We start from the raw sequence: 15395 nt of genomic DNA on the forward strand, positions 1-15395 counted from the left end.
AGGACATTTCATGAGCGCAGGACACAGCCACGCCCAAGTACGCGCCGGCCACGAACGCAAGTTATGGATGGCCCTGGGGCTGACCGGCAGCTTCATGATTGCCGAAGTCATCGGTGCCTTTTTCACCGGCAGCCTGGCGCTGTTGTCTGACGCCGCGCACATGATGACCGACGCCCTGGCCCTTGGCATTTCCCTGGTGGCGATCCAGGTCGCCAAGCGTCCGGCCGATCGCAAGCGTACCTTCGGTTATGCGCGGTTCGAGATCCTGGCGGCGGCCTTCAATGCACTGCTGCTGTTCGGCGTGGGGTTCTACATCTTGTACGAGGCTTACCAGCGCTTGCAGGCGCCCGCCGAGATCCAGTCCACCGGCATGTTGGTGATTGCGCTGCTGGGGCTGGTCGTCAACCTGGTCGCCATGCGCCTGCTCAGCGCGGCCAGCGGCGAGAGTCTCAACGTCAAGGGCGCCTACCTGGAAGTCTGGAGCGACATGCTCGGCTCCATCGGCGTGATTATTGCGGCGTTGGTTATCATGTTCACCGGCTGGGGCTGGGTCGATTCGGTGGTCGCGGCCGCCATCGGTTTCTGGGTGGTGCCGCGCACTTGGGCGCTGCTCAAGGCGAGCATGAACATATTGCTGCAAGGGGTGCCGGAGGGCATTGATATCGAGCAGGTGGAGCAGGGCATCCGCAGTGTGCCCGGGGTCAAGGACGTGCACGACCTGCACATATGGGCTCTCACCAGCGGCAAGAACGTGCTGAGTACGCATTTGGTCGCGGATGCCTCCCAGGGCAGCGAGCAAGAGATCCTCAGTCGAGTGACGGAGTTGCTGCACGAACAATTCGATATTGCCCACGCCACCATCCAGGTCGAAGGCGAGGGTTTCCAGCATGACGAACACGAAGAAGTGCATGCCTGAGCCTGGCTAACGGATTTGTAATCTTCCCCCCACGGCCCTGATAAGTACCGACAGCTACATTGCCCCCGCTGGGAAACCTCAGCGACTTCATGGGCGTGGAACTCTCGTTATGGCAATCTCCGTTAGAACACTGTTGGGGGCGGCGTTGTGGGTAGCTGCACACGCCGCCCAGGCACAGACCCTCACCCTCGATGCAGCCTTGCAAACCGCCTTCGCCAACAACCCGGACCTGGCGGCCGCACTATGGGAAATCGACATTGCCCAAGGCGGCCGTCAGCAGGCCGGCTTGATTCCCAATCCGGTGGTCTCCTGGGACGCCGAAGACACCCGCCGTAACAGCCGCACCACCAGCATCAAACTCAGCCAGACCCTGGAACTGGGCGGCAAGCGCGGTGCGCGAATCGACGTGGCCGCCCGCGCCCAGGATGCCGCCGCATTGACCTTGGAGCAGCGTCGCAATGTGCTGCGCGCCGAGGTGATCGAGAGTTATTACGGCGCCCTGCGCGCCCAGGAACGCCTCGACCTGGCGCAACGCTCAATGGCCCTGGCCGAGCGCGGCCTGGTGGTTGCCAATGGGCGTGTCACCGCCGGCAAGTCATCACCGGTGGAAGCCACCCGCGCCCAGGTGCAGGTGTCGGAAATCCGCCTGGAGTTGAATCGCGCCCGGATTGGCCTGGCCGACGCCTACCGGCGCCTGGCCGCCCGCACCGGCAGTGCCGCCATCGACTTCGAAGCGGTCGCCACACAAAACACCTCCGCACCGGCGTTACCTGGTGCCGCACAATTGCTGGCGCGCCTTGAGCAGACCGCCGAGCTGCGCCTGGCCGAACTGAGCATTGTGCAAAACGAAGCCAGCGTAAGCCTGGAAAAAGCCCAGCGCATTCCGGACCTGGATGTGTCCATCGGCAGCCAATACGACGCCAGCGTGCGCGAGCGGGTCAACCTGGTGGGCGTGTCGATGCCGATCCCGTTATTCAACCGCAACCAGGGCAACATCCTCGCTGCCAGCCGCCGCACCGACCAGGCCCGCGACCTGCGCAACGCCACCGAGCTGCGCCTGCGCACCGAGACCCGCCAGGCCCTGGACCTGTGGCAAACGGCGGATACCGAAGTGCGTGCATTCAACCAGCAGATCCTGCCCGCCGCACAAAGCGCGGTCGACAGCGCCACCCGTGGTTTCGAGATGGGCAAGTTCAACTTCCTCGACGTGCTCGACGCCCAGCGCACCTTGATCGCGGCCCGCACCCAATACCTCACCGCGACTGCCCAGGCCACCGACGCCTGGGTACGCATCGAACGCATTTACGGCGACCTCGCCCGGTTTTGATTTTTTCCTGGAGTCTGCTGATGAACAAAAAACATGGCATGGCGCTCGCCGTCGCCCTGGGCCTGCTGCTATCGGGCTTCGCACAGGCCGAGGAAGAAGGAGTGCTCGAACTCACCGAGCAGCAGATCCAGGCCGCCGGCATTCAACTGGCCCAGGCTCAACCGCGCTCGATCAGTACCCTGCTGACGCTCCCGGGCGAGGTGCGCTTCAATGAAGACCGCACCTCCCACATCGTGCCCCGCGCAGCGGGTGTGGTGGAGGCAGTGAAGGTCAATCTTGGCCAGTCAGTAAAAAAGGGCGAACTGCTGGCAGTGATCGCCAGCCAGCAGATTTCCGACCAGCGCAGCGAGTTGGCGGCCAGCCAGCGCCGGGTCGAACTGGCGCGCACCACCTTCCAGCGCGAGCGCCAATTGTGGCAGGACAAAATCTCCGCCGAGCAGGATTACCTGCTGGCGCGGCAAACCCTGCAAGAAGCCGAAATCGCCCTGAACAATGCCCGGCAAAAAATGACCGCCCTCAGCGGCAGCGCAGTCTTGGCCGGTGGCAATCGCTATGAACTGCGTGCGCCGTTCGCCGGGGTGGTGGTGGAAAAACACCTGGGCGTGGGCGAGGTGGTCAGTGAAACCAGCAACGCATTCACGCTCTCGGATTTGTCCCAGGTGTGGGTCACCTTCGGGGTATTTCCCAAAGACTTGAACAAGGTTCGCGTGGGCAAGCCGGTGAAAGTCAGCTCCACGGAAATGGGCACCGAAGTGCTCGGCACCGTGGCCTATGTCGGTAATTTGCTCGGTGAGCAGACGCGCACCGCCACCGTCCGCGTGACGGTGCCCAACCCCGACGACGCCTGGCGCCCAGGCTTGTTCGTGGCCGTGGAGCTCGCCACCGATACCTACCAGGCCAAGGTCACCGTGCCGCAAGCCGCGATCCAGACCGTCGAGGACAAACCCTCGGTGTTCGTACGCACCGCAGACGGTTTTATCACCCGCCATCTTGAATTGGGCGTCAGTGAAAACGGCTACGTCGAAGTACGCCAGGGCCTGGAGGCCGGCGCGCAGGTGGCGACGGTTGGCAGCTTCATCCTCAAGTCCGAACTGGGCAAAGGCTCGGCCGAACACGCCCATTGATCTGCGAGTGATTCCCCATGTTTGAGCGCCTTATCCAATTTGCCATTGAGCAGCGCATCATCGTGCTGCTGGCGGTGCTGTTGATGGCCGGTGTCGGCATCGCCAGCTATCAGAAACTGCCCATCGACGCGGTGCCTGATATCACCAACGTGCAGGTGCAGATCAACTCGGCGGCGGCCGGGTTTTCACCGCTGGAAACCGAACAGCGCATCACCTTTCCCATCGAAACCGCCATGGCCGGTCTGCCCGGCCTGCAGCAGACGCGTTCGCTGTCGCGTTCGGGCTTGTCCCAGGTCACCGTGATTTTCAAGGACGGCACCGACCTGTTCTTCGCCCGCCAACTGGTCAACGAGCGCCTGCAAGTGGCGCGTGGGCAATTGCCCGATGGCATTGATACTGCGATGGGGCCGATTTCCACCGGGCTCGGGGAAATTTTCCTATGGACCGTGGAGGCTGAGGACGGTGCGCGCAAGGATGACGGTACGCCGTACACACCCACCGACTTACGGGTGATCCAGGACTGGATCATCAAGCCGCAACTGCGCAACGTACCGGGCGTGGCCGAGATCAATACGATCGGCGGTTTCGCCAAGGAATACCAGATTGCGCCAGACCCCAAGCGCCTGGCCGCCTACAACCTGACGCTCAATGACCTGGTCACGGCGCTGGAGCGCAACAACGCCAACGTCGGTGCCGGTTATATCGAACGCAGCGGCGAGCAGTTGCTGATCCGCGCACCGGGGCAAGTGGGGTCCATCGACGACATCGCCAACATCGTCATCACCACCTCGGATGGCACGCCGATCCGCGTGCGCAATGTGGCTCAGGTGGATATAGGCCGCGAACTGCGCACCGGCGCGGCCACGGAAAATGGCCGTGAAGTGGTGCTGGGCACGGTGTTCATGTTGATCGGCGAGAACAGCCGCAGCGTGTCCCAGGCGGTGGCGAAAAAACTCGAGGAGATCAACCGCTCGCTGCCCGAAGGGGTGGTGGCGGTCACTGTGTATGAACGCACCAACCTGGTAGAAAAAGCCATCGCCACCGTGAAGAAAAACCTTTTCGAAGGTGCGTTGCTGGTGGTCGCGGTATTGTTCCTGTTCCTCGGCAATATCCGTGCGGCGCTGATCACGGCAATGGTGATTCCGCTGGCGATGCTGTTCACCTTTACCGGCATGTTCACCAACAAAGTCAGCGCCAACTTGATGAGCCTGGGCGCGCTGGACTTCGGCATTATCGTTGACGGCGCGGTGGTGATCGTCGAGAACGCCATCCGCCGCCTGGCTCATGCGCAACACCGTCATGGCCGGTTGCTGACCCGCAGTGAACGCCTGCACGAAGTGTTCGCCGCGGCCAAGGAGGCGCGACGCGCGCTGATCTTCGGACAGTTGATCATCATGGTGGTGTACCTGCCGATCTTCGCCCTCACGGGCGTGGCCGGGAAGATGTTCCACCCCATGGCCTTCACGGTGGTGATTGCCTTGCTCGGCGCGATGATTTTGTCGGTGACCTTCGTACCGGCGGCGATTGCGTTGTTTGTCACCGGCAAGGTCAAGGAAGAAGAAAACTTCATCATGCGCAGTGCGCGCCGGGTGTATGACCCGGTGCTCAACTGGGTGATGGTGCGTCGGCCCCTGGTGTTCGGTCTGGCCGCACTGACCATCGTCGTCTCGGGCCTGGTCGCCAGCCGCATGGGCAGCGAATTCATCCCCAGCCTCAGCGAGGGCGACTTTGCCCAGCAGGCGTTGCGTGTACCCGGCACCAGCCTGACGCAATCGGTGCAGATGCAGCAGCAATTGGAAAAAACCTTGCTGGCCGAAGTGCCGGAAATCGAGCGGGTATTTGCGCGTACCGGTACCGCGGAAATCGCTTCCGACCCGATGCCGCCGAATATTTCCGACAGCTACCTGATGCTCAAACCCAAAGCCCAATGGCCCGATCCGAACAAGTCCCGCGAGGCGATCATTGCTGACATCCAAAGGGCCAGTGCGATTGTGCCGGGCAGCGCGTACGAGTTGTCGCAACCGATCCAGCTGCGCTTCAATGAATTGATCTCCGGCGTGCGCAGCGATGTGGCGGTGAAGGTGTTCGGCGATGACATGGCGGTACTCAACAGCACCGCCGGGGAAATCGCCGAGACCTTGCAGAAGCTCAATGGCGCCTCGGAAGTGAAGGTGGAACAGACCTCCGGCCTGCCGGTGCTGACCATCAATATCGACCGCGACAAGGCCGCGCGCTTTGGCCTGAATGTGGGTGATGTGCAGGACACCATCGCCGTCGCCGTCGGCGGGCGACAGGCCGGTACGTTGTACGAAGGGGATCGGCGCTTTGACATGGTGGTGCGTTTGTCCGACGCGTTGCGCACGGATATCGAAGGCTTGTCACGCCTGTTGATTCCGGTGCCGGCGCTGGCCGGTAATACGTCGGGGCAACTGGGTTTTATCGCCTTGTCCCAGGTCGCCAGCCTCGACCTGGTGCTCGGCCCCAACCAGATCAGCCGCGAGAACGGCAAGCGCCTGGTGATCGTCAGCGCCAACGTGCGCGGGCGTGATATCGGCTCGTTTGTCGAGGAAGCCCAAGCCGCCCTCATGGCCCAGGTGAAAGTGCCCGTCGGTTACTGGACCACCTGGGGCGGGCAATTCGAGCAGTTGAAAGAAGCCTCCGAGCGCCTGCGCATCGTGGTGCCGGTGGCGTTGCTGCTGGTGTTCGGCTTGCTGTTCATGATGTTCAACAACCTCAAGGATGGCTTGCTGGTGTTCACCGGGATTCCGTTCGCGCTGACCGGTGGGATCATGGCGCTGTGGCTGCGCGATATTCCGCTGTCGATTTCGGCGGGGGTGGGCTTTATTGCGTTGTCGGGTGTGGCGGTGCTCAACGGCCTGGTGATGATCGCTTTTATCCGCAACCTGCGCGAAGAAGGCCGCTCGTTAGCGGTGGCGATCCATGAGGGCGCGCTGACCCGCCTGCGCCCGGTGCTGATGACTGCGCTGGTGGCGTCCCTTGGGTTTATCCCCATGGCACTCGCCACCGGCACCGGCGCGGAAGTGCAGCGCCCGTTGGCGACGGTGGTGATTGGCGGGATTATTTCTTCGACCTTACTGACGCTGCTGGTGTTGCCGGCGCTTTACCAGTGGGCCCATCGCCGCGAAGAAGAGGCTGCCTAAACCTTGAACTCACCACAAAGACCAATGTGGGAGGGGGCTTGCTCCCGATAGCGGGGGTCAGTTGATAGATGTGTTGACTGACACGCCGCCATCGGGAGCAAGCCCCCTCCCACACTGGACCTGTGTGGTTTTCAGGGTCAGGGGAAACACCAGGCTGAACCGCGTAAAGCGCCCCGGCTGGCTGGTGACATGGGCATGCCCCCCATGAAAATGCATGATCGACTTGACGATCGCCAACCCCAACCCGTTGCCGCCTTCAGCGCGGGTACGGCTGCTGTCGGCGCGGTAGAAACGTTCGAACAAGTGCGGCAGGTGGTGCGCGTCGATGCCTCGACCCGGGTTGCCCACCGACAGCGACACGCTCTGTTCATAGGCTTCCACCAACAACAAGATGCTCGAACCTTCAGGCGTGTGGCGAATGGCATTGGAGAGCAAATTGGATATGGCCCGCTGGATCATCAACCGATCACCCGTCACCAGGGCATCGCCGCGCAGGCTCAGGGTGACCTGCTTGTCTTCGGCACTCAGGGCAAACAGCTCCATCACTCGCTCGGCCTCTTGCCCCAGGGATACGTCGGTGAATGACGCCCGCGCTGCCGGATGGCTGACCTGGGCCAGGAACAGCATATCGCTGACGATACGCGCCAGGCGTTCAAGCTCTTCGGTGTTGGATTCCAACACCGCCTTGTATTCCTCGGGCGGTCGCTGGCGCGACAGGGTCAGTTGGGCCTTGCCCATCAGGTTGGTCAGCGGCGCGCGTAGTTCGTGGGCCAGGTCATCGGAGAATTGCGAGAGTTGCTGCACCCCGGCGTCCAGGCGGTCGAGCATCACGTTGAAGCCTTGGGCCAGTTCACCCAGTTCGTGGGGCAAGTTGTCCACGGACAAACGGTGGGTCAGGTCTTGGGTGGTGACTTTCGCCGCCACCTGGCTGAACTGCTTCAACGGTGCCAGGCCGCGTTGCACCAGCCACCAGGCGCCCATGCCGATCAGGATCAACAGCAACGGCAATGCAATCAGCGTGGCGCGCAGGTAGGCGCTGAGCAGCGCCTGGTCGTCCATACGGTCCAGGGACAGCAGCACCCGCACACGTTCGCCGCTGGCCAGGCGCATCAGGCTGGAGGCGCTGAGCACCTGGCTGCCATAGTTGTCGGTCCAGTTCAGGTAACCGAGGGTTTCCCGAGGCTTGAAGTCCGTGAGCAAGGGCTCCTGGGGCTTGGCACCGATGTTGAGTAACACGCTGTTATCGGGGGCGGTGCCGACGATCGTCAGGTAGAAATTGTCATGGCCGATGACCAGGTCCAACAGCGAATGGGGGCGGGCACGGATGGCCTGGGCATCGAGTCCCAGGGCCAGGCTGTGCTGGATCTGTTCCATCTTGCTTTCCAGATTCTTGCGCGCCAGTTTTTCCAACTCATGGGTGAGGGCCAGGTAGGCCAGGGTGGCCAGCAGCAACACCAGGCCGGCGCCCATCAGGCTGACGGTCAGGCCCAGGCGCATCGACAGGCTGCCGGTCTTCATGGACGCGCTTCCAGCACATAGCCCACGCCACGGATGGTGTGGATCAGCTTGACCTCGCTCTGGTCATCCACCTTGGCCCGCAAGCGGCTGATGGACACTTCCACCACGTTGGTGTCGCAGTCGAAATTCATGTCCCACACCAGGGAAATAATCTGCGTGCGGGTCAGCACTTCGCCGCTCTGGCGCATCAGTACGTGGAGCAGGGTGAACTCCTTGGTGGTCAGGTCGATACGCCGAGTGCCGCGATAGGCGCGATGGCGGCGCGGGTCCAGTTCCAGGTCCGACACGCGGAACACTTCCGGCTGCGGAATGTGTTCGCTGCGCCGCAACAAGGTGCGTACACGGGCCAGCAGTTCGGGAAACTCGAAGGGCTTGACCAGGTAGTCGTCGGCGCCCATGTCCAGGCCCTTGATCTTGTCAGCCAGCCGCCCCCGGGCGGTCAGCATCATCACCCGCTGGGTGCTATTGCGCCGCAGCTCTTGCAGAACTTGCCAGCCGTCCTTGCCGGGCAGGTTGACGTCGAGAATCACCAGCTCATACGCATGCTGCCCGGCCAGGTGCAGGCCGTCGATGCCATTGGCGGCGCAGTCGACCACATAGCCGCTTTCGTTCAAGCCTTGCTGCAGGTAGTCGGCGGTCTTTTGCTCGTCCTCAACCACAAGGATACGCATGGGGGTGTTACCTCTAATGTCTGGAGAGAGAAAGCGCCCATTTCCGTTTGGCGGCTGTTTTCAGGGGAGTAGGAAAAGTCTGAACGCTGAAGTAGCTTCAGGGTCAACTGCGACCCTCGGTCGCACAGTGCTACGGGCAAAAAAAACGCCCCAAGCGGGGCGTTAAAAACTCATCTCTTTCCAAAGGAGCTACACAAAAGCTTCAGAGATGAATGTGCTCGGTGAATAAGTTGAAGCCAGTATAGAAATTTCAACTTAACGAGAAGCTGGAGCCAATATTACAATTTTGATAGACGGCTATTTGTGAACAGATGTTAGTTAATCGCGAGCGAATGTAAGCTCACAGCGCGAACAATGGATATTCGGTAGTCATTTGCTGCAGATGCTGTGCGGTAACACGCTGATGAAGGTTACGATTCTGCAAACTGGCGGCCGTCTAACAAATAAGTAATGTTCTGGTGAACATGCCGTCAGGGTTCGCTGGTTAATCTCGACACTGAACTTTTCAGTCGAGGAACCCGTTATGAACTTTTATAAAGTGGCCTTAGGTGTTTTAACCGCCGTCTTATCCTTGGGTGCACTGGCCGAAGGCGGAGGTGACCGTACCTTTGCCCTGATGATGGAGCGCAACGAGAAAGCCATGGCCGCCTACGCGATCAAAAACGGCAAGCCAGTGCCTGAGGTGCAGGCCTATCGCTATGGCATGGAGCTGGACATTGCCAAGGTGGTCAACGTGACGCCGCCGGTCCGCTCGTGCAATGCCGTGCCGTCGCGCATGACCTATGAGGATTCCAGCGGCAAGCTCAATACCCTGGAGTATCAGGTGATGGGTGTTTGCCGAAACACGGGCGGTTGAAGGATCAAAAAATATAGTGAGGCCGTGGGCTAAAGCGCTATTCAGAAAATGCCGGCAGCGCCGATGCAGCAGTAATCGTCCCGCCCATTTGCCCATCGGTGCCCTATGTTCAATACCCGCTTGAAACAGGAGCTGGCCGCTCTTCGCGAAGAATTGTCGAGCTTGTTGCAGGTCAAGGAGAGCCTGGAGAACGAAATGCTGTGCCTGACGCTGGATGCCGAGGGGCGGGTAGAGTGGGCGAATGCCAACTTCCTGCAGGAGCTGGTTTATCCGCTGAGTGAGATTGTAGGGCGGGCGATTGAAGATTTGGTGCCGGCTCATGTGCGCCAGGACGAGTTCCAATTGCGCTTCAAGCACGCGTTGGCTCGCGGCGAACATTTTGCCGGTGCCGTGCGTCTGATGCGTGGCAATGGCAAGGAGGCGTGGCTGCGCTCGATCGTACAGCCGGTGCGCAGTTCGCAGGGGCGCCTCAAGCATTTTTCCATGTTCTCCAGCGACCTCACCCGCACCATCGAGAGTTCGCGAGAACATGAAAACCTGATCACCGCGCTGATGCGCTCCACGGCATTGATCGAGTTCGACCTGGACGGGCACGTGCTCACCGCCAATGACCGCTTCCTCAGCAGCATGGGTTACAGCCTGGCGCAGATCCAGGGCAAACATCACCGTATGTTCTGTGAGCCACAGGAATACAACAGCCCCGAGTACCAGCAGTTCTGGAAACGCCTGAACGCCGGTGAGTTCGTCGCTGCACGTTTCAAACGCGTGGACAGCCATGGCCGCCTGGTGTGGTTGGAAGCCACCTACAACCCAGTGCTGGACGCCAACGAGCGACTGTACAAAGTGGTCAAGTTCGCCACGGTGATCACCGACCAGGTCAACCGTGAGCAGGCGGTGGCCGACGCTGCAAACATTGCCTACAGCACCTCTTTGCAAACCGACGACAGCGCCCAGCGCGGCACCACGGTGGTGACCCAGGCGGTGGACGTGATGCGTGATTTGGCCCAGCACATGCAACAGGCCGGCGAAGGCATCGAGGCGCTGAACGCCCAGTCCCAAGTGATCGGCAGCATCGTCAAGACCATCAGCGGCATCGCCGAACAGACCAACTTGCTGGCGCTCAACGCAGCCATCGAAGCGGCGCGTGCCGGTGAACAAGGGCGTGGCTTTGCGGTGGTGGCTGATGAGGTGCGGCAACTGGCTTCGCGCACCAGCAAAGCCACTGAAGAAATTGTCGGCGTGGTGCGCCAGAACCAGGACATGGCCCGTGATGCGGTTGCGCTGATGGCCGACGGTCGCCTGCAAGCCGAACAAGGCCTGGCCCTGGCGGCGGAGGCCGGCACGGTGATTGTGGAAATCCAGGACGGTGCGCAAAAAGTGGTGAGTGCGGTTGGGCAGTTTGCCAATCAGCTGTCGAGTTAACTGGTTAGCTCAAGAGCATGTTCCAACGCTGAACTCGGTTTTGAATACAACAGAACTCAATGTGGGAGGGGGCTTGCTCCCGATGGCGGTGTGTCAGTCAAAGATGTATGGCTGACACACTGCCATCGGGAGCAAGCCCCCTCCCACATTGTTTTGTGGTGTTTTCAGGTGCGTGGCATGCAGTCGATGGTGCGGTTTACTACGGTCTTGGCCATTTCCAGCAAGTGCCACGCGGCATGGATTCGGGCGCGGTCGTGGGGTTGCAGTTGATCGCAACAGTCCCACACCGTGGCTGAGGCGCTGTGGATCAAGTGGGAGATATAGAGTTGTGCGTCTTCGAAGCTGAGGTCTTCGTTGACGACGAGGCAGTCCATCGGTGGGTCGGGAAGTGCTTTGGTCATGGTGTAACTCCTATTAACTCAAAGGAGCCGACCCCGTCGCGACTAAACGTTGGGTGGCGGCTGTACGCAGGTTAGTCGACCGGCAAATAGGCAAAGTCCGGCGCACCCGAGGGCGCCCTGCGCACAGCCACCATAAAACCTCATGGAGGACCATACGCCTATTAAATCCGAGCGACTAAACCCGATCACTGAAAAGGCAGTGACGGACCGAAGACTAGCCATCGATTCCAACAGGCACAAGGCGGCAGGGATTGTCTCGGAAACGTCCTGCAATTTAAAGGGACACAGCTTGCTGGCCCTTTACAAACCATGACCAAATGCCAGCAATACCACCGTCCAAATGTGGGAGGGGGCTTGCTCCCGATGGCGGAGTGTCAGCCAGCAGATGCATTAGCTGAACCGCCGCCATCGGGAGCAAGCCCCCTCCCACATTTGAATGCATTCCAAGCCTTGGGTCAGCGGCCGAGCATCTTTACCCAGCGCGATGGAGGCATGCCGTAGGTGCTGCGAAATTGACGGGTCATGTGGCTTTGGTCGGTGAAGCCGGCGGTCATCGCCGCATCCACCAACGATTGGCCCTGGGCCAGCAAGTGACGCACCAGATCCAACCGACGCATGGTCAGGTAACGGTAGGGGCTGGTGCCGAACAATAAACGAAAATCCCGCGATAACGCCCAGCGGTCGCGGCCGGCGTGGTCGGCTATTTCATCCAGGGTGATGCTGCGGCCCAGGGCGCTGTGGATAAATTCACGGGCGCGTTCGGCAGCGATGTAGTCGAAGGATTTGCGGCTGACGATGGCGCCGGACGCCATGCTCAGCGCCTGGGCCAGGTCGTACATGGCATCCTGTTCTTGCATCGGGTCAATCGAGCATTCCAGGTTCTGCAGCAACACTTCGCTGGCACGGTGCAGCCGCGGATCGGTGGACAAGCCGCCGGGGATGAACGGCAATGGTTTGCCGCCGAGAATCTGCTGGATCAGCGCCGGCTCCACATAAATCATCCGGTACTTGAAGCCTTCATCGCTGCCCGCGCGGCCGTCATGGGTTTCATCCGGGTGAATCACCATGGTGGTACCAGGCAGGCTGTGGGTCATGCCACCGCGGTAATGAAAACTCTGCACGCCGAACAAGGTGCGCCCGATGGCGTAGGTGTCATGGCGATGGGGGTCGAATGCGAAGCCGGCAAAGTACGCCTCGATACGGTCCAGGCCACTGGCGTGCGGGGCGCGGTGCAGCCAATCGAGGGTGTGGGTGGGGTTGCCCATGGTGACTTGTCACAAAAGGAGGTGGAAACACGTTAACCGAGTCTGCCGCGCTTGTCTGCCTGGGGTCTTGTACGATTGTGCAGGCGTCGGCTGGGGCCTATGATCGCGGTTCGTCTACTGCACTGGTGGAGCCTTCCATGGATTTTTTCAACCCTGCCTATGTGGCGCCCTTGGTGGCGCTCGCGCTGCTGTGGACGGTGGCCGTGGTGACGCCCGGCCCCAACTTCTTCAATACGGCGCAGTTGGCCGCCAGCTGTTCGCGACGTCACGGCGTGGTGGCATCGGCGGGCGTGGCGACCGGCACGATTATCTGGGGGCTCGCGGGTGGCCTTGGTATCAAGTCGCTGTTTACCGCCGTACCGATGTTGTACCTGGCGTTCAAGATCATCGGCGGCTGCTACCTGATCTACCTTGGGCTGAAACTTTTCAAGCGCTCGGCGCCGGCATCGGTGCAGTTGCCCGACGAGCCACGACGCTCATTGTTTTCCGCCTGGCGCTTCGGCTTGCTGGGCAATTTGTCCAACCCCAAGGCTGCGCTGTTCGTCGCTACGGCTTTTGCTTCGACCATGCCGCCTATGCCATCGCCTGCGCTGCTGACTCTTGCGGTCATCACCATGGCGACCTTGTCGTTCAGTTGGTACACCAGCGTCGCCCTGGTGTTTTCCAGCGAGCGCATGGCCAACCTCTACAGCCGTTCGCGCAAGTGGCTCGACCGCTTTGCCGGCAGTTGTTACCTGTTGTTCGGTGCACATCTGGTAGCGAATCGCTGACCGCCCGTGGTAAGAAGCCTTACTTTCAACAGTGAGGCCGGGTCATGAGCAAGGTGCGGGTAGGGATTATTTTTGGTGGTCGTTCGGCCGAGCATGAGGTGTCGCTGCAATCGGCGCGCAACATCGTCGATGCCCTCGACCGTTCACGCTTCGAGCCCATCCTGATCGGGATCGACAAGGCCGGCCACTGGCACCTCAACGACACCTCGAACTTCCTGATCAACCAGGAAAACCCGGCGCTGATCGCCCTCAACCAATCCAACCGTGAGTTGGCGGTGGTGCCCGGCAAGGCCAGCCAGCAAGTGGTGGAAACCTCCGGCCAGGGCCTGCTGGAACACATCGATGTGATCTTCCCCATTGTCCACGGCACCCTCGGCGAAGACGGTTGCCTGCAAGGTTTGCTGCGTATGGCTGACTTGCCCTTTGTCGGCTCCGACGTGCTTGGCTCGGCCGTGTGCATGGACAAAGACATCAGCAAACGCCTGCTGCGTGACGCGGGTATTGCCGTCACACCGTTCATCACCCTTACACGTCGCAACGCGGCGCGCACCTCCTTTGAAACGGCGGTGAACAAGCTTGGTTTGCCGATGTTCGTCAAACCCGCTAACCAGGGTTCATCTGTGGGCGTGAGCAAAGTCGGCAACCAAGCCGAGTACCACGCCGCAGTTGAACTGGCGCTGGGTTTTGATGAAAAAGTGCTGGTGGAGTCTGCCGTCCAGGGCCGTGAAATCGAATGCGCTGTATTGGGTAATGATCACCCGATCGCCAGCGGTTGCGGCGAGATTGTGGTGAGCGGCGGCTTCTATTCCTACGACAGCAAATACATCGACGCCCAGGCTGCACAGGTTGTGGTACCGGCGGATATCAGTCATGAAGCCAGCGAGCGTATTCGCCGCCTGGCCATCGAAGCGTTTGAGGTGTTGGGCTGCGCAGGGCTGGCGCGGGTGGATGTGTTCCTGACCGATGACGGCGAAGTCCTGATCAACGAGGTCAACTCACTGCCCGGTTTTACCCGCATCAGCATGTACCCCAAGCTGTGGCAGGCGGCGGGCATGAGCTACAGCGAACTGGTGAGCCGCTTGATTGAACTGGCGCTGGAGCGGCATGCGGGGCGCAAGGGGCTGAAGATTAGCCGCTGATAGGCTCGGGTCATTTCCTTTGCGATTTTGTACAGGGCATGTGCCGGAATACTCTCAGTGGCGCTCTTGCCGTAAATCAGGAGTGCTACTATTGGCCTGTACGAACAATCCACGAATAGATCAATGTCTTCGGCTCCTCCGTGTGATGTGTCCTCCTGCGATAGCTGGCAAACATCGGCGAGGTGCAGTAGGTGCACACGTCACTCACCTCGATATGCTCGCCCTTTACCCCCGCCGCTTGCAGCAACAGCAGCCCATACCCGCTCAAATCAAACCAGGCACTTCCTGTTTGCCTGGCATGGGGCGGTGTAATGTGCGGGGCTTGTAGCGGTGTCGGTTGCTCAACGCTCCAGGGCGCCTGGCCGTGCTGCCAAACGTGGCCTTGATCGGCTTGGAACTCGGCAATAAACGCCGCGCTCACCTCATAGCAGCACGGTTTGATCGACGGCCCAATCGCTACTCGCAGTTGGTCTGCGGTAATGCCTTTATCTATGAAGCGCTGCACGGCATTGTCGATGATTCCGCGCTGCAAGCCCTTCCAGCCGCCATGGATGGCCGCTACCCACTCACCGCCTGCGATCAGAATGGGCAAGCAATCGGCCGTGATGACCGCAATCGGCTGGCGGCTGTGTGTGAGCACCCCGTCGGCCTCAATCGTGTTGGCCAACTGACCCGGTTGCCACTCGATCACCGACGCGCTGTGCACTTGTTTGCAAATGAACATGTCATCGGGTCGCAGGGGATCATCAATCGAGCAAAAACCGTGATCGACGCCGGGGAGGGCATTGAGGCTATGGGCTTTGTGCACCGTGCATTCTCCTTTGA

12 protein-coding genes and 2 pseudogenes are annotated in these 15395 nt (G+C 60.7%); 9 read left to right on the forward strand and 5 right to left on the reverse strand.

The genetic code is table 11. The features are described 5' to 3' along the window. Positions 1–10 precede the first annotated feature (10 nt). The 4 genes from QYQ93_RS04385 (at position 11) to QYQ93_RS04400 (ending at position 6528) form a co-directional block, all read left to right on the forward strand. Positions 11–916, forward strand: a complete 906-nt coding sequence (locus QYQ93_RS04385; protein WP_338476413.1) for a cation diffusion facilitator family transporter — start codon at positions 11–13, stop codon at positions 914–916. A 109-nt stretch (positions 917–1025) separates the two neighbouring features. After that, on the forward strand, positions 1026–2243 hold the full coding sequence (locus QYQ93_RS04390) for a TolC family protein (RefSeq protein WP_338476414.1): 1218 nt from the start codon (positions 1026–1028) through the stop codon (positions 2241–2243). Positions 2244–2263: 20 nt separating this feature from the next. Further along, on the forward strand, positions 2264–3367 hold the full coding sequence (locus tag QYQ93_RS04395; protein ID WP_338476415.1) for an efflux RND transporter periplasmic adaptor subunit: 1104 nt from the start codon (positions 2264–2266) through the stop codon (positions 3365–3367). Between the two features lie 17 nt (positions 3368–3384). Further along, a complete protein-coding gene (locus tag QYQ93_RS04400) occupies positions 3385–6528 on the forward strand; it encodes a CusA/CzcA family heavy metal efflux RND transporter (RefSeq protein ID WP_338476416.1) in 3144 nt (1047 codons plus the stop codon). A gap of 57 nt (positions 6529–6585) precedes the next feature. Here the strand turns inward: QYQ93_RS04400 and QYQ93_RS04405 are convergent, their stop codons facing one another. Then, positions 6586–8046 carry a heavy metal sensor histidine kinase gene (locus tag QYQ93_RS04405; protein WP_338476417.1) on the reverse strand — a complete coding sequence of 487 codons (1461 nt, stop codon included), beginning with the start codon at positions 8044–8046 and terminating at the stop codon, positions 6586–6588. Continuing rightward, complete coding sequence (locus QYQ93_RS04410; RefSeq protein WP_043050853.1) at positions 8043–8717, reverse strand: heavy metal response regulator transcription factor; 675 nt, start codon at positions 8715–8717, stop codon at positions 8043–8045. Before QYQ93_RS04410 ends, QYQ93_RS04405 begins: the two co-directional genes overlap by 4 nt. Before the next feature lie 523 nt (positions 8718–9240). Between QYQ93_RS04410 and QYQ93_RS04415 the strand changes: the two genes are divergently transcribed. From QYQ93_RS04415 to QYQ93_RS28510, 3 genes and pseudogenes are all read left to right on the forward strand, one after another. Beyond that, positions 9241–9573 (forward strand): DUF2790 domain-containing protein, encoded by a 333-nt coding sequence (locus QYQ93_RS04415; protein WP_338476418.1) that lies wholly within the window; start codon positions 9241–9243, stop codon positions 9571–9573. A 195-nt stretch (positions 9574–9768) separates the two neighbouring features. Continuing rightward, positions 9769–10455 (forward strand): annotated as a pseudogene (locus tag QYQ93_RS28505) (PAS domain-containing protein); the annotation flags it as partial. 108 nt (positions 10456–10563) lie between these two features. Beyond that, positions 10564–10995, forward strand: a pseudogene (locus QYQ93_RS28510) (methyl-accepting chemotaxis protein); the annotation flags it as partial. A gap of 164 nt (positions 10996–11159) precedes the next feature. Here the strand turns inward: QYQ93_RS28510 and QYQ93_RS04425 are convergent. Further along, on the reverse strand, positions 11160–11396 hold the full coding sequence (locus tag QYQ93_RS04425) for a hypothetical protein (RefSeq protein WP_043050850.1): 237 nt from the start codon (positions 11394–11396) through the stop codon (positions 11160–11162). Between the two features lie 455 nt (positions 11397–11851). Further along, positions 11852–12661 (reverse strand): AraC family transcriptional regulator, encoded by an 810-nt coding sequence (locus QYQ93_RS04430; protein ID WP_338476419.1) that lies wholly within the window; start codon positions 12659–12661, stop codon positions 11852–11854. Between the two features lie 137 nt (positions 12662–12798). Here QYQ93_RS04430 and QYQ93_RS04435 point away from each other — a divergent pair, with 137 nt between their 5' ends. Next, the gene (locus QYQ93_RS04435) at positions 12799–13431 is read left to right on the forward strand and encodes a LysE family translocator (protein WP_338476420.1); all 633 of its coding nucleotides are present in this window, start codon (positions 12799–12801) and stop codon (positions 13429–13431) included. Between the two features lie 44 nt (positions 13432–13475). Next, positions 13476–14570, forward strand: coding sequence for a D-alanine--D-alanine ligase (gene ddlA / locus QYQ93_RS04440; protein ID WP_338476421.1), 1095 nt, complete (start codon positions 13476–13478; stop codon positions 14568–14570). Between the two features lie 88 nt (positions 14571–14658). On the opposite strand, the gene QYQ93_RS04445 is transcribed toward ddlA, so the two are convergent. After that, positions 14659–15378, reverse strand: a complete 720-nt coding sequence (locus QYQ93_RS04445; RefSeq protein ID WP_043050847.1) for a polyphenol oxidase family protein — start codon at positions 15376–15378, stop codon at positions 14659–14661. Positions 15379–15395 lie beyond the last annotated feature (17 nt).

The sequence above is a fragment of the Pseudomonas khavaziana genome (genome assembly GCF_036704165.1).
GTDB classification, from domain to species: domain Bacteria; phylum Pseudomonadota; class Gammaproteobacteria; order Pseudomonadales; family Pseudomonadaceae; genus Aquipseudomonas; species Aquipseudomonas khavaziana.